We start from the raw sequence: 23,726 nt of genomic DNA on the forward strand, positions 1-23,726 counted from the left end.
TTTACTCGTCAAGCTTAAGATTCTTTAATGCTGCAAATGGATTTTCCGTGGCAGCGGCCCATTCGGCCTCCGCCTTGGCGGCGCAATCGCATTGCTCGACGTTGAGATTGATGCCACAGGTGGGGCAAAGGCCGCGGCAATCGGGCTTGCACAGGACAACGAACGGCGTGTCCATGACGACCGCGTCGTTGATGGGCTCGCCCAGATCGACAATGCGATCCTCGCCCAGCAACTCGTAGCCGTCTTCGTAGGCCTCGGGGTCCTCGGGCTCGTTAAAGAGGTAGAACTCCTCGATCTCGCCTGCGATATCAAACGATGCGGGCTCCAGGCAGCGATCGCACTCGCCGGTGGCGTGAGCGCGGACCATGCCCGAAAGCAGAACACCGGTACCGGCGTTGGTAAAGACCACGTCGTAGGAAATGCCGTCCTGCAGCTGGTACTCCTTCTCGCCCACCGTGTAGGTGGCGACATCGACCTTGCCGGTCAGCGGATAAGAGTCTCCGGGAAACTCGAGCTGCTCGGAAAGATCGACGGTTACGCTCGGGAACTCAGCCATTACCACTGACCGTTCTGCTGGGCGGCGCCCTCGTTGAGCTGCTGACGGCAACGAGTGACGGTGCCGGTCAGACTCTTAAGGTTCTCCTCGAGGTGCGTAAAGACCTGCTCGGCGTAATCCTCGGCGGCATAGCGCGTCTCGCGCTCGTACTGCTGGGCACGGTCGCGGATGTCGTCGGCCTGCTGCTGGGCTAAGCGAACGATCTCCTGCTCACCGGCAATGGTGAGCGCCTGCTGCTGAGCGTCGGCAATGATGGAATCAGCCTGAGCGGCGGCGGAGGCCATAAGCTCCTCGCGCTCTTTGAGGATACGGCGGGACTTCTGCCACTCCTCGGGATAGCTCATGCGGATCTCATCGAGGATGTTAAAGAAGACGTCGGCGTCGATAACCTTCATCTGGGCGTTCTTGCCGAACGGCGTCTTAGCCTCTTCGATGAGCCCCTCGAGCTCGTCGACAAGACTCACGATCCTGTCGCCAGGAAAATTCTCGCCCGGCATCCGGTCTCCTTTCATAGGTAACATGTCATCGTGTTAGTTTACCACATGCCACCAGGCAATAAAAAACGTCACGAAAAGCGATGTTTGAGTGCTTCGACCACGTTGGGCGGCACAAACGTCGACACGTCGCTGCCAAGCGACGCGATCTGGCGCACCACCGAACTCGAGATATAGCCGTACTGCGGAGCACTCATGACAAAGATGGACTCCAGCTCGCTATCCAGGCGATAGTTGAGGTCGGCCTGCTGCAACTCGTACTCAAAGTCGGTCATGGCGCGCAGACCCTTAACGACGGCACCCGCCCTCTGTTCACGTGCAAAGTCGACCAGCAGGCCGGTGAAGGGCAGTACCTCGACGCCGTCCAAATCACCGAGGGCCTCGCGGGCCAGCGCCACGCGCTCGTCGAGCATAAAGGTGGTACCCACGCCGTTTTTACCCTGCGATTCGGCCACGGCGACGATCACGCTGGGAAAGATACGGCGAGCTCGGCGGATCACGTCGATATGGCCAAAGGTGATGGGATCGAAGGTGCCCGGGACGATTACGCGGTTGATGGTGTCATTCATGGGTGTCCTCCGAAGGCACATCCTCGTCATTTTCGTTCTCGTCAGCATGGTCGTTCTCGTCCTCGGCCACCCAGCGCAGCAAGTCAACCGAGGTAATGCCGTAGCGCTTCTCTCGCACGGTCTTGAAACAAGCCGGATGAGCACCTGCATCGGCTGCGGCATGTTCAAAAAGGGCAAAGGCCCCGGGCGCCAGTAGTCCCTGCTGGGAAAGATTTTGCAGCAGCTCCTCGACCGGCTCGGCGCCAAAGGCATAGGGCGGGTCGAGCAAGATCAGGTCAAAGGGACCACCCGGCACACGGCCGCGCGAGGCGCTCGCCAACACATCGCCGGTAACGACACGCCAACGCGAGCGGTCGCGGCACAGCGACTCGATATTCTTGGTGATCAGACGGGCGGCATTGCGATCGATCTCGAACGTGGTGAGCGAGCGGGCGCCACGCGAGAGCATCTCGATTCCCAGGGCGCCGGAGCCGCCAAAGGCGTCCAGCACGCGGACCTCGTCCAGATCGAAGTCGAACGCCGACATGACCATGGACGCGCATGCCTCGCGCACGCGATCGGTCGTGGGACGGGTGACATCGCGCCCACGCGGCTCTTCGATCTTGCGGCCGCGCCATTCACCGCCGATGATTCTCATCCTCCGCTGACCTCCTTAAAGATATGTCGATAACGCATGGCGACCGCGTCGCGCAAGGGGCGCGTCGCCACGGAGTCAAGGTTGCAAGCATACCGCAAGAGCTCGACCGCGTCCAAATGGGCCCATTCGATAAGATCCTCGTCGGCGTCCAGGTCCACAAAGCGCAGGGTCACGCCGCCGTGCTGGCGGTAGCCCAGAATCTCGCCCTCGTGGCGCAGACGCAGGTCCATCTGGGCGAGCGTAAAGCCGTCCGAAGTCTTTTCGAGCGACTGGAGACGTTCTTGTGCCGCCGAGGCGCCGCCATTGCCCTTGGAGTGCGTCATGACCAGGCAGGTGCCTGAAACGCTGCCGCGGCCCACGCGACCGCGCAGCTGGTGCAGGGCCGCCAAGCCAAAGCGCTCACCGTTCTCAATGACCATGACGGTGGCGTTGGGCACGTCGACACCCACCTCGACCACCGTGGTCGATACGAGCACGTCGATCTCGCCGCGCTTGAAGGCATCGATCACACGGTCCTTCTCCCCCGCCGGCATGCGGCCATGAAGGCGCTCGACGGTAAGTCCCGGCAACGCCAGGCGCAGCCGGTCGAGCTCGGTTGCCGTATCGTGCAGCGGCACAGGCACGGTCACGCGGCCCTCGTCGTCGCGGGCGATACCGGGGACATCCTCAAGTTCATCGGTCGAGTCACTCGGCTCCACAAGCGGGCAGATCACGTAAGCCTGCTGGCCCTTTTCGTGCGCCTCGCGAATTGCGCCGTAGGCAAGGTCGCGGCTCGACTCGGTAAGCACGCGCGTCGTAACGCCCGCCCCCGGAACAGGTCGATGGCGGATGATGCTCGTGTCCAGGTCGCCGTAGACCGAGAGCGCCAACGTGCGCGGGATCGGCGTGGCCGTCATAACGAGCAGGTCGGCACCCGGGCCCTTGGCACGCAGAGCATTGCGCTGGCCCACACCAAAGCGGTGCTGCTCGTCGATGACGACAAGCGACAGATGCTTAAACGCCACGTTATCCGAAAGGACCGCGTGGGTTCCAAAGAGGACGTCGAGCTCGCCCGATTCCAGCTGCGCATGGATCTGCTCGCGCTCGGCCGCCGGCGTGGCACCCGTCAGGAGCGCCCAAGACATGCCAGCCTGGGAGAGCAAGGGGCCGGTCTTATCGGCATATTGGCGCGCCAGCACGCCCGTAGGCGCCATAACGCAGGACTGAGTGCCCGAATCGGCCGCGACAGCCAGCGCGCAGGCGGCGACGGCCGTCTTGCCGGTACCGACGTCGCCCAGTAGCAGGCGGTTCATCACGCGCCCGCCATCGCACATATCGTGCAGGATGTCTTGGAACGCGGCCTCCTGCTCGTCGCTCAGCGAAAACGGCAGGGCTTCCCTGAGCGCCGCCAGGTGCTCACCCGCGGCGTGGGCGTAGGGAGCGACTTCGACCAAGCCGCCGTCGTTGCGCAGGCGCAGCGCCAGCTGAAGGTAGAGGCACTCCTCGTAGGCAAGCCGTGCGCGCGCGATATCGCGCTCGGCCATACTCGATGGAAAATGAATTGAGCGCAGCGCACGGGCATTGCTCATCAGGCGGCGCTTGACGCGCAAGCGTGCGGGAATCGGGTCGAAGGGATTGCCGACGACCTCGAGCGCGCCGCTAACGATGCGGCGCATCCACGCCTGGCTCACGCCATCGCTCACGTAATGGACCGGCAGAATGGTGCCCGCGGCACGCCCACCCTCGAGCTTTTCGAAATGCGGAGAGGCCATCTGCTTAAAGCCGTAGGCAAACTCGACCTTACCCATCACGGCCAGGCGGTCTCCCTGCTTAAACTGCTGGGCAATCCATGGCTGACGGAAAAAGGCGACTTGCAGCACGCCCGTCTCGTCCACCAGCGAGACCTCGGTCACCTGCATACGCGGGCGAGGCTGCTTTTGAACAATGCGATCGACCGTGGCGACTATCGTGCAAACGGTACCGATGGGCGCCATCTCGATAGACCAGGAGCGCGTGAAGTCGAGATATCGATGAGGGATATGGAGAAGGAGGTCCCCCACCGTCCGAATTCCCAGACGGCGAAGGGCCTCCTCACGTTTACCCGAAACATATTTGAGTCGCGCGATATCCTCGTCGAGCGCATTGCTCTGGGCAAAGCGCTCCGAGACGCGCGGCACGGAGCACAGCTCGGACATGGGCAGATGCCTACTCGATCGAGAAGATCACAGGATAGAGCGGCTGCTCGCCACGATGGGCATCGATCTCCAAGTCGGGCTGAGCCTCCTCGATGGCGTCGACGATCTCCTGGAAGGCCTCATCGGACAGCTCCTCGCCGGCCAGAATCGTCAGCGCGTCGCCCTCCTCTTCCTCCTGCATGCGGTTGATGCAGTCGAGCGTGACCTGCTTCACGTCGGAGCCGACCACATCGATGGAACCGGCAATGATACCCATGACATCACCGGAGTGAATCGGAGAGCCATCAGAGGCGCTGGAATCGCGCACGGCACGGGTGACCTCGCCATCGCGGACCTCGCTGATGGCGTCGACCATGGCGGCGACGGCGTCCTCGAGCTCGGAATCGGGCAGGACCGCGAACAGCGCGGAGAACGCCTGCGGGACAGTCTTGGTGGGAACGACGGCGACCTTCTTGTCGGTGCAGGCAGAGGCGGCGGCCTCGGCAGCCATGCGGATGTTGCCGTTATTGGGCAGGATAATGACCGAGGTCGCGTTGACCTGGTCCACCGCGCCCAGCAGGTCGGCGGTCGAGGGGTTCATGGTCTGGCCACCCGAGACGATCACGTCAACGCCGAGGGACTTGAGGATGTCGGCCTCACCGGAACCGGCGGCAACGGCGACAAAGCCCAGCGCCTTGGCGGGCTCAGCGGCCTTTTCCTGGTCCTCGTGAATCTTGGCGGTACGGTCGTGCGCCTCCATCTCCATGTTGTGGATAAAGACCTCGTAGATCTGACCGAGCTGCAGCATGTGCTCGAGCACCAGGTTGGGGGTGTTGGAGTGCACGTGGATCTTGTAGTCGGGGTAGGCACCCACGAGCAGCTCGCAGTCGCCCATGGAGCCCAGGAACTTAAGGCACTCATCCTCGTCAAAGGGAGCGTCGGCCTTAAAGAGGAACTCGTTGCAGTAGCGGAACTCCGAGCCCTCCCAATCGTCGTTAGCCTCGATCTCAACGCGGCCGAGAGCCGCGTCGCGGGCAGAACCGGCGGAATCAAACGTGGCGGAGAAATCCTCGACAACGGTGCTGCGGCCAAGCGCGGCGGCAACAAAGTTCTCCAGGAAGATGGCAAAGCCAAAGGCGCCGGAGTCGACCACGCCGTTCTCCTTCAGAACGGGCAGCAGGTCGGGCGTGCGGGCGACGGACTGGTAGGCCTCGACGACGATGGCATCGAGTGCGTCCTCGGCCGAGAACTTCTTCTTTTCGCACTCATCGGCCTTGGTCGAGACATCGCGAAGCACCGTGAGGATCGTGCCCTCGATGGGCTTGCGGACGGCCTGGAAGGCGACCTTGACGGCGCGACGGAAAGCGAAGGCGATGTTGGCGGACGTAATGGGCTCGTCGGCAGAGACGAGACCCTCGGCCACGCCGCGCAGGATCTGCGAGGTGATGACGCCGGAGTTGCCGCGGGCACCCATCAGGGAGCCGTGGGTGATGGCGCCGGCAATGGCCTCCATATCGGCATCGGCGGGAAGGGCGGAAAGCTCCTTGGTCACCGAGGCGAGCGTGAGCGACATGTTGGTGCCGGTGTCGCCGTCGGGTACGGGGAAGACGTTGAGCTTGTTGATCTCCTCGGCCTTGTCGGAAACGGCAGCCGCAGCGATCGGAAAACAGGTGCGAATGGTCTTTGCAATCATGGGTATTTGAATCTCCGTTTTCGGATGCTAGTTCAGACGGCTCTTGAGCGCGTCGATGTGGATGCCGATCTTAAGGCTGGCGGGATCGATCTGGGCGATCTCCTGCAGGGTGAAGGCAACGGAGCTCGAAAGATTGTGGCAGACGGACTTCATGTTGACGCCGTTCTCGAGCACGACGTGAAGATCGACCGTAAGGCCGTTCTCGTCGGCGGAGACAAGCACGCCCTTGCGGAGGCGCTGACCGGCAAGCAGGCGCACGCTCTCGGCGCCCTGAAGCTGTTCGGCCATACCGACGACGCCATAGCACGTCATCGCGGCATAACCGGCAATATCGGCAATAACGTCGTTCGAGACGCTCAGGCTGCCGTTAATGGTCTCAGACACAAGAATCTCCTTATCTGGTGCTCGCGGCACCATCTCGTGGGAGCAATCATTGCATTATTCTACAACGACCGCGCCATGTTGAGGTGGTGGGTCACGGGATTACATCCTCGACACGAAATGTTGATATGGCAACGTTCGCGCCAGGCGATCGCGGCATGAAAAAACCCGCCGCATAAGCGACGGGTTTTACAACCTGGCTCCCCGAGTAGGACTCGAACCTACAACAGCGCGGTTAACAGCCGCGTGCTCTACCATTGAGCTACCGAGGAATTTAAAAGCCCAGCAGAATGGGCTGAGAAATTCTGGCTCCCCGGGTAGGACTCGAACCTACAACAGCGCGGTTAACAGCCGCGTGCTCTACCATTGAGCTACCGAGGAAAAGGTGCGTGCTCTCAAGCAACGAAGTTTATTATACGGACGAATCAGCTTAGGGCAAGAACTTTTTTGAGAATTTTTCCGACCTAGTCATTGGGGACGTCCCCAATGACTACATGAAAGCGCCCCCAAGCGGATGTGCTTGAGGGCGCTTCTTGCTTGCGAGGTTAAGACTCGATGTAGTCTTTGAGCTTGCTGCTGCGGCTGGGATGACGAAGCTTGGCCAGGGTCTTGGACTCGATCTGGCGGATGCGCTCGCGCGTAACGCCAAACTCGCGGCCGACTTCCTCGAGCGTGCGGGGATGTCCGTCGACAAGGCCAAAGCGCAACTCGATAACCTTGCGCTCACGATCGGCAAGTGAGTCGAGCACCTGGGTGAGCTGCTCCTGCAGCATGGAGAAGCTGGCAGCATCGGGCGGAACGATAGCCTGGGAGTCCTCGATGAAGTCGCCCAGCTGGGAATCCTCTTCCTCGCCGATGGGGGTCTCGAGCGACACGGGCTCCTGCGAAATCTTCTGGATCTCGCGGACGCGATCGGCACTCATGTCCATCTCGGCACCAATCTCCTCGGGGGTCGGGTCGCGACCCAAGTCCTGGAGAAGCTGGCGCTGCACGCGGACGAGCTTGTTGATGGTCTCGACCATGTGCACGGGAATACGGATAGTACGGGCCTGGTCGGCGATAGCACGCGTGATGGCCTGGCGGATCCACCACGTGGCGTACGTGGAGAACTTAAAGCCCTTCTGGTAGTCGAACTTCTCGACGGCGCGGATCAGACCGAGGTTGCCCTCCTGGATCAGGTCCAGGAACAGCATGCCGCGACCGACATAGCGCTTGGCGATGGAGACGACCAGACGCAGGTTGGCGCTGATGAGCGCCTGCTTGGCCTCGAGACCCACGTTCTCGATGCGGGTCAGGCGACGCATCTCGGCGCGGGTAAGCTCGATCTCGCCCGCCTCGGCGGCCTCGAGCTTCTCGGTGGCGTCAAGGCCAGCCTCGATCTTCATGGCCAGATCGACCTCTTCGGAGGCGGTCAGCAGGTCGACCTTACCGATCTCCTTAAGGTACATACGAACCGGGTCGCCGGTCAGCATCACCGTGGAGGCATCGATGCCACGCACGCGCGAACGCGAACGGGACGTGCGCACGGTGCGCTTCTTCTTGCTCTTGGAAGAACCCATCTCGGCGTCGGCCTGACGGGCCATCTTAAGCTCGTGATCGTCCAGCGACCCGGAATCGTGCTCGTCGTCATCGAAATCGTCGGTATCGCTATCGTTATCGTCATCGTCGACGTCCATGGGGGCGTCGTCGTTTCCGCTCGCGGAGATAATCTGGATGCCGCTGTTGCGCAGCGCGGAATACACCGCGTTGAGCTGCTCGTCAGACACATCGATATCCTTCAGAGCGACCTGAATCTCGTCCTCGGTTACCGAAGTCCTGTTTGAGCCGTTGCCCATGAGCTTTGCAACGTAGGATTCCAGCCCAGTACCCGTGCTCTCACTCTTTTTTGGCACAGATTCTCCCTTCATAGTCCACAGGACTCATTACTTTAGCACACACATTAACGTCTATACCCAAAATTCAGACTGGATATAGGCGCAAATACGCTGGTTGACCACAACATCTAGGCCTGGTCGGCGCCCGCAGTCTCCAAACCGATCAAACGGAACGGATCGGCCACGCCACCAATCGACTTTTGGAGCTCGCGCTGGCGCTGAGAATCTTGCATCGCCTGCATCGTCAGCACACGGCGCGCCTCATCGTCGAGCGACCGGTCCTGGCGAAGCTTGGCCTGTGCGGCGCGCATGCGGCGCTTGATGGTGTAGAGCTCAAGGGTATCAAGCATAAACACGATGTTCGTCTCGGTGGGGTGCTTGCTCGTCGACGAAATGCGCCCGGCGCTGACAAGCGACGCTGCCTCGGGACACACCGCGCGCGCCGCATCCATGCACGCCGTGGGGTCGGTGCCCGGCGGCGTCGCGAGCACGGCCCACGCGATGGACTCGTGGCGCGGATCCACCCACTCGATCGAGCAGATGCGGTCGGCATACGTGCGGAACAGGTCGGGGTAGCTCGTGAGCATCGTCAGCAGCTCGCGCTCCCCCGCCAAAGACTTTCGTTCCAGGTCGGTCAGCACGATCGGCATCGTCGATGCCGCAGACACGTCCGTTGCATCGGCAACCGGCGCCGCGCCATCCACACCAACCGGCACATCGATCGGCGGCATATCGTCGACGACCTCGACCGGCGCGGCCCCGTAGGCCTCGAGCGGCACATAGTCGTACGGCTCTTCCTCGACCGGTGCGGACACCGGCGGCGTCGCTCCCGACGCCCAGGCACCGCGAGACGCCTCCCGCGAACCAGACGCCCGACCGCCCGCGCTGCCTGCGCGCTCGGCCTGCGCCCGCTGGCGCTCGTAGTTCTGCTCGCGACGACGCTCGACATCCTCACGCTTGGCAACATCGCGAAACACGCGTCCCGAGCTCGAACGCACCGTCTCCAAGTCCAAACCCAACAAGTCGGCAATCTGGATAAAGTACGTATCGATCATATAGCTATCGCGCAGCGGATAGATAAGCGTCAGCGCATCCTCGAGCGCCTTGGCACGACCGCCCGGCGTGGTAATGTCACTCGACTCCTGCAGTGAGCGGTACACAAAGTCCATGAGGGGCTCGGCGGCATCGATGCGCGCCTGCAGCGCCTCGCCCCCATGCGCTGTGATGAACTCCATAGGGTCGTTGCCGTCGGGAAGCACCACGCAGCGCAGGTCCATCGAATCCTGCTCGATAAACTGAATCGCGCGTCGCGCGGCCTTTTGACCGGCGGCGTCGCCATCGAACATATAGACAATGCGTTTGGCAAAGCGGGCGAGCGTCTTTACATGATGTTCCGTTAGCGCCGTGCCCAGCGTGGCGACGACGTTTTTAATCCCCGCCTCCCAGCAGGCGATACAGTCGGTATATCCCTCCACCACGATGGCGGTATCCTGCGCGACGATAAACTCCTTGGCCCAGTTAAAGCCGTAGAGGTTTCGTTTTTTATGGAACACGCTCGTCTCGGCGGTGTTGAGGTACTTCGGCTGTCCGTCGCCCATAATGCGCCCGCCAAAGGCGATGTTATGACCCTGCTCGTCAAAGATGGGAAACATCACGCGGTCGTAAAAACGGTCGGCAAGCTGCCCACGCCCACGGCTCACGGCCACGTTGGCGTCGATCATCTCCTGCGGGGTAAAGCCCGCCTGCGACAGATGCGACACCAGCGCGTTGCGACCCGGCGCAAAACCCAGGCAGTAGCGTCGACAGACATCGCCACCCATACCGCGGCTGGCAAAGTACTCGCGCGGACGGCTGTCCTTACCGCGCATAAGCATGGTGTGGTAGAACTGAGCCGTCTCGGCGCACAGGTCATAGATGCGAGCGCGCTTGGTGCCGCGATCGCGCTGCGCACCGGTATCGTGCAGTTCAATGCCCGCACGATCAGCCAAATAGCGGATCGAATCGGGAAAACTCAGGTTCTCACGCTTCATGATATAGGTGAAGACGTCGCCGCCCTCGCCGCAGCCAAAGCAGTGCCACACCTGCGTAGCAGGGATAATGTGAAACGATGGGGTCTTTTCGCCATGAAACGGGCAGCAGCCCCAAAACTCATGGCCGCGGGGCTTGAGCTCAACCGTTTCCTGCACGATGGCAACCAAGTCTGACGCCGCGCGTACCTGATCTTTTTCCTCATCACTAATCACGGATACTCACCCCCTGCTCACCCAAGTTATGACGGATATCGTCGATATTACCCTCGACGGTCGCGATAAGCTCGTCCAGGGAATCGAACACGCGAGACGGACGCAGCCAGCGCGTAAACGCCAGCGACACGGAAGCGCCATACAGGTCGCCCGCATAGCCGATCAAGTTGGCCTCGAGATGCGCCGAGGCGGCATCATCGGCATAGGTCGGCGGCAGGCCGACGTTAACGGCAGCAGGCCATACGGTATCGTCGACCAGCACCAGACCCTCATAGACGCCATCGGCAGGCACTTGGATGCCGTCGGGAACCTGGATGTTTGCTGTGGGAAAGCCCATGTCGGAGCCCTCGTGACGGCCAGCCGCCACAACGCCGCGCAGCATATAGGGACGGCCGAGAAGCTCGGCAGCCAGCTCCACATGACCCTGGCCCAGCTCATGGCGGATGCGCGTGGCGCAGATGGTCTGCCCGTTAACGCAGAGCAGGTCGTGACCGTAAACGTCAACCCCACGTTCAGTGCCCCAGGCGCGCATCTCGGCAACGCCCGAAGCGCCGCCGCGGCCGAGCCTAAAATCGCTACCTACACGAATGGAGCGAATGTCGACAACGCGCGACAACAGCGCCAGAAACCCGACATGGTCGAGTGCCGCCACGGCGGACGTAAAGGGAACGGCCACCACCGCATCGACCCCGGTTTGAGCCAGGGCATGCAGGCGGTCGGCCGTCGTCATCAATTTTTGGGCGGGCGACGGACTCACCACGACGTCCGGATCAGGATCGAAGGTGACCACGACCGCTTTGCTGCCGTGATCATGTGCATCGCGAATAACCGCTTCAATCAGCTCTTGGTGCCCACGATGCACGCCATCAAACACGCCAATGGCGATCGACGCGGCACCCAAGAACTCGCACCCATCAAATGCATCGGCAGAAACGATACGGGCCTCATCCAACTCACCCGCGAAAAAGATACGCGCGAGCTCGCGGGGCGCCAGCATCATCGAACACCGCCGATCGCCTGCGGAAAGACGTGCTCCATAACAAAGCGGCCGCCCTCGATACGAGCAAGCGCCTTCAATCCCCCATCGAGCACGAGCGCGAACGGCGCCTTCGCCGTATCGAAGTCCGCAAGCGCGCGTTCAACGGGAACGCGGCGGCCACAAAGCAGGTCGTCTGCAAGATTACCCGGCAAATCGACACGCGTGGCACCTAGGGCGGCGATGGGATCCAGAGCGAAACCGGCAGCGGTCTCGGCAGAGAGCTCCTCTACCGCATGACAGGCGCCAATGGAAACCACGCCGGAGGCCGTACGGCGCAGCGCGGAAATATGTGCAGCGCTATCGCAGGCACGACCCAGATCGCGAGCGAGCGCGCGAATGTAGGTGCCTTTGCTTACCGAAAACGCCACGGTCCAGACGCACGTATCGCCCTCGCCGCCCACGGCGATCAGGTCGGCGGCATAGACCTCGACGGGGCGCGGGGGCAACTCAACCGCATTGCCCTCGCGAGCACTCTTATAGGCGCGAACGCCATTGACCGAGATGGCCGAAAAAGCTGGCGGCACCTGCAACTGCGGGCCAAGCATAGCGGCCAGCTGCTCACGGGCGTAAGCGAGATCGTGCAGCTCGGGGGCAACGGGCACCGTGCGAACGGCCTCGCCCTCCGCGTCATCGGTGTTGGTCTCGACGCCAAACGAAATGTCGGCGACATAACTTTTGGTATCGAGAGTTAGCATGCCCAGCAGACGGGTCGCCTGGCCCACGCCCACCACCATGACACCCGAGGCCATGGGGTCGAGCGTACCGGCATGGCCGATGCGTCGCTCATGGAGAGCGCGTCGGCACTGCGATACCACGTCGTGGGACGTGCAGCCCACCGGCTTATCGACGGCGAGCAGCATATTCAATTGAGAAGGCGTACGACGAGCCATGTACCATCCAAAAAGTTAGAGCTCGACGGTCACCGAAGCGGGATCCTCCCCCACCAGCTCGGCCAGCATGGGAAGTGCCACGGCGAGCGTCTCGCGAATCGTTCCGTTGTTGGAAAAGCCGGCGGCGGCATGATGCCCGCCACCGCCAAAGTTGGCAGCGATCTCGGACACATCGAGGTCACCCTTGGAGCGCAGGTTGCCGCGCACCTTGGTATCGCCCTCGATGCCCTTTAGGAACAGGCAGACCTCAACGCCCATCACTGAACGCACCACATCGACCAGACCGTCGCACTCATCCGAAGTGACGCCGCAGGCCTCGAGGTCGCTCTGGTACGCATAACTATATGCCACGCGACCGTGCGCCACGGTCTTGATACGACCCATAACGATGGACTTGAGATGCAAGAACTCTACGCGCATGCTCTGGTAGACCTCGAGCGCGACGCGCGCCGGATCGGCACCGTGCGCGACCAGGCGCGAGGCGGCATGGAACGCAGCAGCATCGGCGTTTTGGTACTGAAAACGACCGGTATCGGTCACCAGGCCGCACAACAGGCAGGTCGCGACACCGTTGCGAGCCACAATGCCGCAATTGTCCAAAAAGCGGTCGATGATCATGGCGCAGGCCGCGGCGCCGACGCACCTCAGGCTCAGCTCGGCAAATTCCTCGCGCGCCGGATGGTGATCGAAGCACACCACATGCGACGAGCGGCGGAGCACCTCGGCGGAGTTGTTCAGACGCTCGACGACCGGCACGTCCACCGAGATGAACAGATCCGGATTGCCGGTATACGCAGATGCCGGCACCAGACGGTCGGCGCCCTCCATAAAGCGGTAGATGCGCGGAACCGGGTCATCGTCTGCCAGCAGCAGGGCAATGTCCTTGTTGGGGAAAAACTTCATAAGCGATAAGCCCAGGCCCAGCACGGAGCCCAGGGCGTCACCATCGGGAGACGTATGTCCCGAAATCGCAATGGAGGACGCATCCTCGATGAGCTCGAGGATGCGTCGCTGAATATCTGCAGACTCGCACGATGCGAGGTCGGCGGAATTACTCATCTAAAGCTGCCTCCTGGGCGGCATCCGCTATGGGATAGCCGTCCTCGTCCTTTTCGATCGCAAGCGTGGCGGGAACGTTTTCCAGCGCACGCGTGATGCGCTCGGCCTCATCGGTCGAGCGATCGATGCGAAAATCGAGCTCGGGCGTGACGCGCCAATCGAGCGAGCGGGCCAACAGGCTACGGATGCGGCCCTTGGCGCTGGCGAGCGCCTCCATGACCTCGTCGTAACGGCTCGCGTCGCACGACACGTACACGCGCGCGAACGAACGGTCCACCGCGACCTCGACCGCGGTCAGGGTGACCAGGTCGAGACGCGGATCGGAAACCTCAAAGAGCAGGATATAACCGAGCTTCTCGCGAAGCTGCTCGCCCAGACGGCGGGTTGCCTGCGTTTGCTTCATAGCGCTACCCCCTACTCGGTACGGGCAACCTGGTCAATGCGGTAGCCCTCAATGGTGTCGCCAGGCTTGATGTCCTGGAAGTTCTCCAGGCCAATACCGCCCTCGGAGCCGCTCTTGAGGCTCTTGGCCTCGTCCTTGTAGTGGCGCATCGAGGCGATTTTACCGTTGAAGACCACAATGCCGTCGCGCACCAGGCGCACGGAATCGGTCGCGGCGATCTCGCCCTCTTCGACGCGGACACCGGCGGCGATGCCGACTTTGGGCACCTTGAAGGTGTCCAGGACGGTCGCAGTGCCCGTGGAGACCTCAACCTCGGTGGGCTTGAGCATGCCGATACGGGCAGCGTCGAGGTCCTCGAGGCACTTGTAGATGACGTCGTAGCAACGGATCTCGACGCCCTCGCGCTCGGCGGCGGAGCGGGCCTTGCCGTCGGGACGAACGCCAAAGCCGATGATGATGGCGTTGGAGGCGTCGGCCAGGACGACGTCGGTCTCGTTGATGGCGCCAACGGCGGAGTGGATCGTGTTGATGCGCACCTCGGACTGGTCCATCTTGTCGAGCGAGTCCTGAAGGGCCTCGATGGAGCCCTGGACGTCGGCCTTGATGATCAGGTTGAGCTCCTTGACCTCGGCGTCGGCGATGGTCTCGAAGAGGTTCTCGAGCGTCACGTGCTTCACGCGGCTCTGCTCCTCGATACGGGCCTTGAGCGAACGCTCGTCGGCCAGTGCACGAGCCTCGCGCTCGTCCTCGAACACACGGAACTCATCGCCGGCGTTGGGGACGGACTGCAGGCCCAGGATCTCGACGGCGTCGGAGGGACCGGCCTCGGTGACGGCGTTGCCCTTGGGGTCGAGCATGGCGCGGACGCGGCCATAGGTGAGGCCGGCGACCAGCGTGTCGCCCACGTGCAGGGTACCGCGGGTCACGAGCACGGTGGCAACCGAGCCGCGGCCCTTGTCGAGCTTAGCCTCGAGGACGTTGCCCGAAGCGAAGGTGTCAGGGTTGGCCTTGAGCTCGAGCACGTCGGCCTGGAGCAGGACGGTCTCGAGCAGGTCATCGATACCGATCTTCTGCTTGGCCGAGATGTTGACGAACATGTTCTGTCCGCCCCACTCCTCGGGGATGATGCCGTACTCGGTGAGCTCCTGGCGCACGCGATCGGGGTTGGCGCCCGGCTTATCAATCTTGTTGACGGCGACGACGATGGGTACGCCGGCGGCCTTGGCGTGATTGATCGACTCGATGGTCTGGGGCATGACGCCGTCGTCGGCAGCCACGATCAGGATGACGATGTCGGTCACCTTGGCGCCGCGGGCACGCATGGCCGTAAAGGTGGCGTGACCGGGGGTATCGATGAAGGTGATCTTGCGGTCGTTGATCATGACCTGCGAAGCGCCGATGGCCTGCGTAATGCCGCCCGCCTCGCCGGCAGCGACGCCGGTGTGACGGATGGCGTCGAGCAGCGAAGTCTTGCCGTGGTCGACGTGGCCCATGACGGTGACGACCGGGGCACGCGGCTTAAGGTCGGCGGGATCGTCGTAGAACGAGAAGGTGTTCTCCTCCTCGGGGGTGATGATCTTGATCTGACGGCCCAGATCGTCGGCAACGAGCTCGACGAGGTCGTCGGACATGGACTGCGTCATGGTAAGCGGCGTGCCCAGCAGGAACAGGCGCTTGATGATGTCGTTGGCCGGAACGTCGAGCGCCTCGGCGAGCTCCTGGACGGTGACGCCCTGGGAGACCTTGATGGCATCGAGCTCCTCGGGGTTCACGCCCTGGGCCAGCGCCTCCTCTATCTTGCGCTCTTCCTGAGCCTTTGCGGCCTCGCGCTCGCGCTTCTCCTTGCGCTTTTTGCGGCGACCGGTGGACTCGCGAGAGGCCTCCTCGACGGCGGCACGAGCCTCCTCGAGCACCTTCTCGCGGCTGTACTCCTCGGCCTCGCGAGCCATGCGGCTGTAGTGGTCCTCTTCGTTGTTGTGACCGCCCTTGCGCTTCTTGCCCTTGCCCTGCTTGTCGGGGTTGGGGAAGTCCATACCGGCAGCGACGTTGTTGCTGGCGTTGGTGCGATGGCTGTGCGGGCGGTTCTCGGAGGCGTTGCGCTCGGAGTTGTTGTCGGAGGCGTTGCGATCATTACGACGGCCACCGCGACGGTCGTTGTTGCCGCCACGACGGTTGCCGCGCTCGGCGGCGCGCTCGGCCTTGGCCTTCTCCTCGGCGTCCTTCTTCTCCTTGAGCACGGTCTCCTGTGCGGCGATCTGGTCGAGCAGCGAACGGAAGCGCGAACCGGAGTCGGAAGCGGGAACGGCGCGGCGCTGGGCCTCGCGAGCAGCCTCCTCCTTCTCGCGGGCAAGGCGCTCCTGCTCGGCCTTCTTCTTAGCCTCGGCCTCGGCGCGGGCGGCCTCCTCGGCGGCCTGGGCGGCGGCAAACTGGCGGCGCTCCTCCTCGCGCGCCTTCTCGGCGGCGATGCGCTCGCGCTCTGCCTCGGCAGCGCGCGCTGCCTCCTCGGCGGCAGCGGCCTGCTCCTCGGCCTGCTTGGCGGCCTCGACTTCCTGGGCGCGGGCCTCGATCACCGAGGCGAGCTGCTTGCGGACCATAGCAACGTAGGCGTCCTCCAGGGCGGAGGAAGCGGACTTAGCGGGAATCTTCATTTCGGCGAGATGACCCATCAGTTCCTTGGAGGTCATGCCGAACTCTTTGGCCAGGGTGGACACACGGACTTTTGCCATATGACTTCACCTACCCTTTCTGGCACCTTGGGTGCCTAGAGACTGAACGAGCGTGGGGTATGCGCTGGGACCTGCCCAGCGCGACCGCGCGCTAGATCAGGTCCTCCGCATCATCGAAGGCGTCGGTGTCGTGGACACCGCAGAAACGGGAGCCGGGACGGGCCTGGTTGCGGCACTGGATGCCGTCCTCGGACACGAACTCGCAGCGACGGACGTCCTCGTCCTCCTCGTCACCGATCAGGTCGGCGGCGGGCTCCTCGTGAACGGGAACGTTCTTGAGGATGTCGGCGGCAAGGGTCTCGGACTTGATGTCGATGTGCCAGCCGGTCAGGCGAGCAGCGAGGCGGGCGTTCTGGCCCTCCTTGCCGATGGCGAGGGACAGCTGGTCGTCGGGCACGATAACGCCGGCGTAGGCCTTCTCCTCGTCGATAAGGACGCGGGTGACCTTGGCAGGCGACAGGGCGTTGGCAACGTAGACGGCCGGATCGGCATCCCACAGGATGACGTCGACGCGCTCGCCACGGAGCTCGCCCACGACGGCGCGAACACGGCTGCCCTTGGGGCCGACGCAGGCGCCCACGGGGTCCAGGCGATCGTCGAGCGAGTGGACGGCGACCTTAGAGCGCTGACCGGGCTCGCGGGCGATCGACTTGATCTGGACGGTGCCCTCATAGATCTCGGGCACCTCCTGCTCAAACAGACGACGCATGAGCTCGGGGTGCGTACGGGAGATGACAATCGGCGGACGGCTGTGCTCGCCACGAACCGGCTGCAGGTTGGAGTTGGGGTCGCGAACGTCGATGATCACGGCCTTGATGTGCTGGTTGTGCAGGTAGCGCTCGCCCATCGGACGCTCGTTGCGCTCGTTCTCGTAACGGCGCTGGTCGAAGTGCGGAAGCTCGGCCTCGACGCCCTCGCGAATCTTGACGATCGTGAAGTCGGGAGTGGACTGCAGCACGGTACCGCTGATGAGGTCACCGATGCGGCCGGAGAACTCCTCGTAGATCTGCTCGCGGGCAGAGTTGCGCACGATGGCGTTGATCTCGGCCTTGGCGTGCTGGGCGGCGATGCGGCTCGTGTTCTTGGGAGTGACGTCGATCTCCTCGAACTCGGTGAAGTTGCCCTCCTCGTCCATGGAATCGTCGATCGGCTCCAGACGGTAGACGTAGATCTTGCCGGTGGTGCGGTCAATGGTCACCTTAGCGCCCCACTCAAGATGCAGGATCTCGGCATAGCTCTTGGCGAGCGACTGCTCCAGGCGGTCGATCAGGTAGAGCTGGTCGATGTGCTTCTCCTGGCAAAGCTCCATCAGGGCGGACATCATGTCGGATGCTGCCATCTTACTTTCCTTCCTTCGCGGGCTTGAAGTCATAGGTGGGCTTCAACTTGCACTTTTTAACATCGGAGAAATCGAGGGTGACGGACTCGCCGTCCTCGAGCTCGAGGGTCACGTTCGTCTCGGTGGCGGCGGCAATCTTGCCGGCGTACTTGCGACGGCCCTCGGTGGCGGTGGAGGTGAGCTCGCAGTTCTCGCCCACAAAGCGGGCAAAGTCACTCGGGCGGCGCAGCGGGCGCGCCATACCCGGGCTCGACACCTCGAGCGTATAGCTCGAAGAGATGGGGTCGAGCTCCTCAATCACATCGCCGACCCATTTGGTGTTGGCCGTGACGTCATTGAGCGACAGGCTCTGACCCTCGGCACCCTCGATACGCACACGCACGCAGGGGGCCTTGGTGGCACCCACGAGCTCAACGTCGACGATGTCGACATCGTGCTGGGGAGCGACGGCCTCGAGCGCGTCGATGATCGCCTGCTCGGTCTTGGTCTTGACCATTGCGGCACCTCCATCCATACAAAAAAGAAGCGGGGCCGAAACCCCACTTCTTTCAATTACAACTTCATTTGCAAGCAAACTATACCAATACCTGCGCAAACGTGCAACCACAACACAAACCCGCAGGTCAGCGTGAGCACAGGTTCTCCACAAGAAATGGATAATTGGGTGTTGTCACAAGTATCCATATCCAAAAAGAGGGGCGACTCCCTGCGGAATCGCCCCTCGCTTTTTGATGTCAGCTATGCGCGCAGCGCTTACTTGACCACCAGGTTGACCAGCTTGCCAGGCACGCAGATGGCCTTGACGACCGTCTTGCCCTCAAGCCACTTGGCAACGGCTTCCTCGGCGGCAGCCTGCATCTCCTCGTTGGAGGCGTCGCGGGCGACGTCGATGCGGCCACGGACCTTGCCGAGCACCTGTACGACGATCTGTACCGTGTCCTCGATGGACTCGGCCAGGTCGAACTCGGGCCAGGCGGCGGTGTAGGCGTTGCCCTCACAGCCGAGGGCCTCGTGCCACAGCTCGTCAGCCCAGAACGGGCAGATGGGGGCAAGGACGCTCACGATGTCCTTGGCCACGCCGTAGCATAGAGCCTTGTCACGGGAAGCGCCCTCAGTAGCGTTGAGGTAGGCGCTCGCCGCATTGACGAGCTCCATGACGGCCGAGATCGCGGTGTTGAACTGGCCGCGGTCGAAGTCCTCGGTGCACTTGGCGATGGTGCGGTGACGCTCGCGATAGAGCTTCATCGCGACCTCGTCGAGCGCGGACTTGTCAAAGGCCACGTTGGCGTCGCCGGACTGGACGAGCTGCCACACGATACGCCAGGCGCGCTTGATGAAGCGGTTAGCGCCCTCGACGGCCTTGGGATCCCAGTCGAAGTCCTTCTCGGGCGGGGCGATAAACAGGATCGCCAGACGCATGGTGTCGGCGCCGTAGGGCTCGATGACCGAGCTCGGTGGCACGACGTTGCCCTTGGACTTGGACATGGTGTCGCCGTTCTCGTCCTTGACCATGCCCTGGCACAGCAGGTTGGTGAAGGGCTCGTCAACGCTCAGCAGGCCCAGGTCGCGCAGCGCCTTGGTAAAGAAGCGGCTGTAGAGCAGGTGCAAAATGGCGTGCTCGATGCCGCCGATGTAGTTATCGACGGGCATCCAACGATCGGCGGCCTCGCGGGAGAAGGGCAGCTCGGTGTTGTGCGGGTCGGTATAGCGCAGGTAATACCAGCTGGAGCAGGTGAAAGTGTCCATGGTATCGGTCTCACGCTTGGCCGGGCGACCGCAGACCGGGCAGGTGGTCTCGTAGAACTCCTTGCACTCGGCGAGGGTCTCGCCGGCACCCAGGTCCAGGTTCTCGGGCAGCGTCACCGGCAGCTGGTCCTCGGGCACGGGCACGATGCCGCAGTGCTCGCAGTGAATGGCCGGGATGGGGTTGCCCCAGTAGCGCTGACGGCTGATGAGCCAGTCGCGCAGACGGAACTCGACCTTACGACGGCCGCAGCCCATGGCCTCGAGGTCGGCCACGATCGCAGCCTCGCCCTCGGAGTGCTTACCGCCGCGCATGCCGGTGTACTTGCCGGACTGGACGAGCGTGCCCTCGGCAGCGTGGGCGCAATCCCAGTCGACGTTCTCGGCATGGAAGGTATCGATGGTCTCGCCGCTGGCCTCGACGGCAGCGCGGTCGTCATCGTCCAGGATGATCGGCACAATAGGCAGGTCGTACTTGCGGGCGAACTCAAAGTCACGCTGGTCGCCGCAGGGAACGGCCATGACGGCGCCGGTGCCGTAGTCGGCAACGACATAATCGGCAACCCACACGGGGACCTTCTCGCCGTTGACGGGGTTCACCACATAGCGGCCGGTAAAGGCACCGTGCTTCTCGAGGGTGCCCTGGGCACGCTCGACGGCAGAGATATGCTTGGAGTCCTCGACGATCTTGGTGACGGCTTCCTCGTACTCCGTGCCCTCGACGAGCTCGTGCAGGCGCGCGTACTCGGGAGCCAGGACAAAGAAGGAAACGCCAAAGAGCGTATCGGCACGCGTGGTGAAGACGGTGATCTTACCCTCGTCACCCTCGATGGGCTCGCCATCCTTGTCGCACAGAGTAAAGTCGACCTCGGCGCCCTCGGAGCGGCCGATCCAGTTGGCCTGCATCTGCTTGACGCGCTCGGGCCAGCCGGGGAGCTTCTCCAGATCGTCGAGCAACTCCTGGGAGTACTCGGTGATCTTGAAGTACCACTGCTCCAGATCGCGCTTCTCGGGCTCGGTGCCGCAGCGCCAGCACTTACCCTCGGTGACCTGCTCGTTGGCCAGAACGGTCTTGCAAGTGGGGCACCAATTGACCGGGTTCTTCTTGCGGTAGACCAGGCCCTTTTCCCACAGCTTCTCAAAGATCCACTGGCCCCAGCGGTAATAGTCGGGGCTGCAGGTCTTGACCATGCGATCCAGATCGTAGGAGAAACCCATGCGCTTCATCGTGGCGAGCGCCTGGTCCATGTTCTTATACGTCCAGGCGGCAGCCTGCGTGTTGTGCTTGATGGCAGCGTTCTCGGCGGGCAGGCCAAAGGCGTCGAAGCCGATGGGGTGCAGCACGTCGTAGCCGCGCATGCGGGCCTGACGGGCCATGGCATCACCGATGGTGTAGTTGCGCGCGTGACCCATGTGCAGGTCGCCCGACGGATACGGGAACATCTCGAGCACGTACTTCTTGGGCTTACTGTCGTCGGTGTCGACGGCAAAGAGGTTGGAGTCCTCCCAGGCCTTCATCCACTTGGACTCAATGGCCTGCGCGTCGTAGACAGGGATCTCGTCCTTATGATCTGTGCAATCGCACATATCAGCTCCTTTAATCTTAGCTGGGGTCGGTCGGCTTGGCTTTATTCGCTACTGCGGACAGTCCTGCGCAAGACGAAGAGCACATTTAGTGCTCTTCTTTGCGTGCGGAACTTGTAGCGAACAAAGCCAAGCCGACCGACCCTAAGGTTAACTTGACTGATGATAGCAAATACGACAAGCGAGATGCCTGCGACTTGCAGGCATCTCGCTTTATCTAAATAACGTGGTTGATACTCAACCTTTGATATGCAGCTCTAACCTTATCGATAAGATACGGACTGCTGCGAATCTTTAACTACAACGTCGTGGGCGCCGCCTTCGACGATGGAGGTGGAGCTGACCAGGGTCAGGCGAGCCTTTTCCTGGAGCTCGGGGATCGAGAGGGCACCGCAGTTGCACATCGTGGACTTAACCTTGTAAAGCGTACCGCCCACGCCGTCCTTGAGGGAGCCGGCGTACGGGACGTAGGAGTCGACGCCCTCGACGAAGCTGAGCTTCGCGGCGCCGCCCAGGTCGTAGCGCTGCCAGTTGCGGGCACGCGCGGAACCCTCGCCCCAGTACTCCTTCATGTACTGGCCGTTGACGTTGACGCGCTCGGTCGGGCTCTCGTCAAAGCGGGCGAAGTAGCGGCCCAGCATCATAAAGTCGGCGCCCATGGCAAGGGCGAGCGTCATGTGGTAGTCGTAGACGATACCGCCGTCGGAGCACACGGGCACGTAGACGCCGGTCTCCTCATAGTACTCGTCGCGAGCACGGCAGACGTCGATCAACGCGGTGGCCTGGCCACGGCCGATGCCCTTGGTCTCGCGGGTAATGCAGATAGAACCGCCGCCGATACCGACCTTGATGAAGTCGGCACCGCAGTCTGCCAAAAAGCGGAAGCCCTCGGCGTCGACGACGTTACCGGCACCGACCTTGACGTCCTCGCCGTAGTTGGCGCGAATCCACTCGATGGTGCGCTTCTGCCACTCGCTGAAGCCCTCGGAAGAGTCGATACACAGGACGTCGGCACCGGCCTCGATGAGCAGCGGCACACGCTCGGCATAGTCGCGGGTGTTGATGCCGGCGCCAACCATGTAGCGCTTATCGCCGTCGAGCAGCTCGTTGGGGTTGGTCTTGTGGCTGTCGTAGTCCTTGCGGAAGACGATGCCCATCAGGTGATCGTTGTCGTCGACGATGGGCAGGGCGTTGAGCTTATTGTCCCAGATGACGTCGTTGGCAACCTTGAGGCTGATGTTCTTGTCGCCCACGATGAGCTGCTCACGCGGGGTCATGAACTCGGAGACCTTCGTCTGGTGGTCATCGCGGCTGGGGCGATAGTCACGGCTGGTGACGATACCCAGGAGCTTACCCTTGGGAGTGCCGTCGTCGGTAACCGGCATGGTGGAGTGACCAGTCTTCTCCTTGAGCTCGATGACCTGCTCCATGGTCATGTCGGGGGTCAGCGTGGAATCGGACTGAACGAAGCCGGCCTTGTGATCCTTGACGGCCTTGACCATAGCGGCCTCGGACTCGGCGCTCTGGGAACCATAGATGAAGGACAGGCCACCCTCGGTAGCGAGCGCGACACCCATGTCGACGCCCGAGACGGACTGCATGATGGCGGAAACCATGGGGATGTTCAGGGTGATTGCCGGCTTCTCACCGCGCTTAAAGCGGGTCAGCGGCGTCTTAAGAGAGACGTTGTTGGGGATGCACTGCGAGGACGAGTAACCAGGAACCAGCAGATACTCCGAAAACGTGTGGGACTCACCGGGAAAGAACGTAGCCATGTTTCTCCTTTTTCCATGCGACCGGTCGGCTGCAGGCCTCGTAGGACCCAGCCCAACCTTGGGCGCCCAATACTGGGGAAGTATCTTAACGCACTTTGACTGCTACAATGCATGATTTAAGAAGAGCACACGAGGGCTTGACGCAGGCTTTGCGTTTGCCCAGCAAACACTTTAGCGGGGAGACGTGGAGCACATGGAGTACAAGACGACGGCAAAGTTGGTCATTCAAGCGTGCGACAAAGATCTACCGGGCGTCTTCGGCCACGGCTGCGTCTTGCTGCTGCAGGGTATTGCCCGCGAGCACTCGCTCAACCGCGCCGCCAAGAGCATGGGCATGGCGTATTCCAAGGCCTGGCGCATTGTGAACGAGGCCGAAGGTCAGCTGGGTTGCAAGCTCATCGAGCGCGACGGAGCCCGCGGATCATCGCTCACCCAAGCCGGCGAGCGAGCCATAGCGGTCTACGAGGAGCTGCAGGCCGACATCAACAACGTCATCGCCACCAAAGCAAACGACCTCATCGCCAGCATCAACGCAGGGTAGTCCTTTTGGGGCTGAAATGTTGTCCAC

General features: G+C 62.4%; 19 protein-coding genes and 2 tRNA genes. 1 reads left to right on the forward strand and 20 read right to left on the reverse strand.

Going from position 1 to position 23,726, the window contains the following annotated elements; all coding sequences use genetic code 11:
- Position 1: 1 nt before the first annotated feature.
- The 20 genes from AAA138_RS03470 to AAA138_RS03565 all read right to left on the reverse strand — a co-directional run bounded on the left by AAA138_RS03470 (position 2) and on the right by AAA138_RS03565 (position 23,158).
- Positions 2 to 556, reverse strand: a complete 555-nt coding sequence (locus tag AAA138_RS03470; protein ID WP_349089576.1) for a DUF177 domain-containing protein — start codon at positions 554 to 556, stop codon at positions 2 to 4.
- On the reverse strand, positions 556 to 1,053 hold the full coding sequence (locus AAA138_RS03475; protein ID WP_022094019.1) for a hypothetical protein: 498 nt from the start codon (positions 1,051 to 1,053) through the stop codon (positions 556 to 558). The genes AAA138_RS03470 and AAA138_RS03475 overlap by 1 nt, the downstream gene beginning before the upstream one ends.
- A gap of 68 nt (positions 1,054 to 1,121) precedes the next feature.
- Positions 1,122 to 1,619, reverse strand: a complete 498-nt coding sequence (gene coaD, locus AAA138_RS03480; RefSeq protein ID WP_349089577.1) for a pantetheine-phosphate adenylyltransferase — start codon at positions 1,617 to 1,619, stop codon at positions 1,122 to 1,124.
- The gene (rsmD, locus tag AAA138_RS03485) at positions 1,612 to 2,256 is read right to left on the reverse strand and encodes a 16S rRNA (guanine(966)-N(2))-methyltransferase RsmD (protein WP_349089578.1); all 645 of its coding nucleotides are present in this window, start codon (positions 2,254 to 2,256) and stop codon (positions 1,612 to 1,614) included. Before rsmD ends, coaD begins: the two co-directional genes overlap by 8 nt.
- The gene (gene recG, locus AAA138_RS03490) at positions 2,253 to 4,430 is read right to left on the reverse strand and encodes an ATP-dependent DNA helicase RecG (protein WP_349089580.1); all 2,178 of its coding nucleotides are present in this window, start codon (positions 4,428 to 4,430) and stop codon (positions 2,253 to 2,255) included. Before recG ends, rsmD begins: the two co-directional genes overlap by 4 nt.
- A 10-nt stretch (positions 4,431 to 4,440) precedes the next feature.
- A complete protein-coding gene (locus tag AAA138_RS03495) occupies positions 4,441 to 6,102 on the reverse strand; it encodes a DAK2 domain-containing protein (RefSeq protein WP_006234030.1) in 1,662 nt (553 codons plus the stop codon).
- Between the two features lie 27 nt (positions 6,103 to 6,129).
- On the reverse strand, positions 6,130 to 6,519 hold the full coding sequence (locus AAA138_RS03500; protein WP_187361832.1) for an Asp23/Gls24 family envelope stress response protein: 390 nt from the start codon (positions 6,517 to 6,519) through the stop codon (positions 6,130 to 6,132).
- A 161-nt stretch (positions 6,520 to 6,680) separates the two neighbouring features.
- A tRNA-Asn gene (locus AAA138_RS03505) sits at positions 6,681 to 6,755 on the reverse strand.
- 34 nt (positions 6,756 to 6,789) lie between these two features.
- A tRNA-Asn gene (locus tag AAA138_RS03510) sits at positions 6,790 to 6,864 on the reverse strand.
- Between the two features lie 164 nt (positions 6,865 to 7,028).
- Positions 7,029 to 8,375 carry an RNA polymerase sigma factor RpoD gene (gene rpoD / locus AAA138_RS03515; RefSeq protein WP_118080532.1) on the reverse strand — a complete coding sequence of 449 codons (1,347 nt, stop codon included), beginning with the start codon at positions 8,373 to 8,375 and terminating at the stop codon, positions 7,029 to 7,031.
- Between the two features lie 110 nt (positions 8,376 to 8,485).
- Positions 8,486 to 10,600 carry a DNA primase gene (dnaG, locus tag AAA138_RS03520; protein WP_349089583.1) on the reverse strand — a complete coding sequence of 705 codons (2,115 nt, stop codon included), beginning with the start codon at positions 10,598 to 10,600 and terminating at the stop codon, positions 8,486 to 8,488.
- Complete coding sequence (ribF, locus tag AAA138_RS03525) at positions 10,593 to 11,600, reverse strand: riboflavin biosynthesis protein RibF (RefSeq protein WP_349089585.1); 1,008 nt, start codon at positions 11,598 to 11,600, stop codon at positions 10,593 to 10,595. Before ribF ends, dnaG begins: the two co-directional genes overlap by 8 nt.
- The gene (gene truB, locus AAA138_RS03530) at positions 11,597 to 12,529 is read right to left on the reverse strand and encodes a tRNA pseudouridine(55) synthase TruB (RefSeq protein ID WP_349089587.1); all 933 of its coding nucleotides are present in this window, start codon (positions 12,527 to 12,529) and stop codon (positions 11,597 to 11,599) included. The genes ribF and truB overlap by 4 nt, the downstream gene beginning before the upstream one ends.
- Positions 12,530 to 12,544: 15 nt before the next feature.
- Complete coding sequence (locus AAA138_RS03535) at positions 12,545 to 13,588, reverse strand: DHH family phosphoesterase (protein WP_217750068.1); 1,044 nt, start codon at positions 13,586 to 13,588, stop codon at positions 12,545 to 12,547.
- Positions 13,581 to 13,991, reverse strand: coding sequence for a 30S ribosome-binding factor RbfA (gene rbfA / locus AAA138_RS03540; protein WP_117647311.1), 411 nt, complete (start codon positions 13,989 to 13,991; stop codon positions 13,581 to 13,583). The genes AAA138_RS03535 and rbfA overlap by 8 nt, the downstream gene beginning before the upstream one ends.
- Before the next feature lie 11 nt (positions 13,992 to 14,002).
- Positions 14,003 to 16,717: a translation initiation factor IF-2 gene (gene infB, locus AAA138_RS03545; protein WP_138341290.1), complete on the reverse strand. Its 2,715-nt coding sequence runs from the start codon at positions 16,715 to 16,717 to the stop codon at positions 14,003 to 14,005.
- Between the two features lie 91 nt (positions 16,718 to 16,808).
- On the reverse strand, positions 16,809 to 18,056 hold the full coding sequence (gene nusA, locus AAA138_RS03550; protein WP_022094169.1) for a transcription termination factor NusA: 1,248 nt from the start codon (positions 18,054 to 18,056) through the stop codon (positions 16,809 to 16,811).
- A 1-nt stretch (position 18,057) separates the two neighbouring features.
- Positions 18,058 to 18,552, reverse strand: a complete 495-nt coding sequence (gene rimP, locus AAA138_RS03555) for a ribosome maturation factor RimP (RefSeq protein WP_118267782.1) — start codon at positions 18,550 to 18,552, stop codon at positions 18,058 to 18,060.
- 257 nt (positions 18,553 to 18,809) lie between these two features.
- Complete coding sequence (gene leuS / locus AAA138_RS03560) at positions 18,810 to 21,386, reverse strand: leucine--tRNA ligase (protein WP_349089589.1); 2,577 nt, start codon at positions 21,384 to 21,386, stop codon at positions 18,810 to 18,812.
- Positions 21,387 to 21,646: 260 nt separating this feature from the next.
- Complete coding sequence (locus tag AAA138_RS03565; RefSeq protein ID WP_055251158.1) at positions 21,647 to 23,158, reverse strand: IMP dehydrogenase; 1,512 nt, start codon at positions 23,156 to 23,158, stop codon at positions 21,647 to 21,649.
- A gap of 193 nt (positions 23,159 to 23,351) precedes the next feature.
- On the opposite strand from AAA138_RS03565, the gene AAA138_RS03570 reads away from it, so the two are divergent.
- Positions 23,352 to 23,699 carry a LysR family transcriptional regulator gene (locus AAA138_RS03570; protein WP_349089590.1) on the forward strand — a complete coding sequence of 116 codons (348 nt, stop codon included), beginning with the start codon at positions 23,352 to 23,354 and terminating at the stop codon, positions 23,697 to 23,699.
- The last annotated feature ends 27 nt before the right edge of the window (positions 23,700 to 23,726 follow it).

Source organism: Collinsella sp. CLA-JM-H32B (genome assembly GCF_040098065.1).
GTDB lineage: Bacteria > Actinomycetota > Coriobacteriia > Coriobacteriales > Coriobacteriaceae > Collinsella.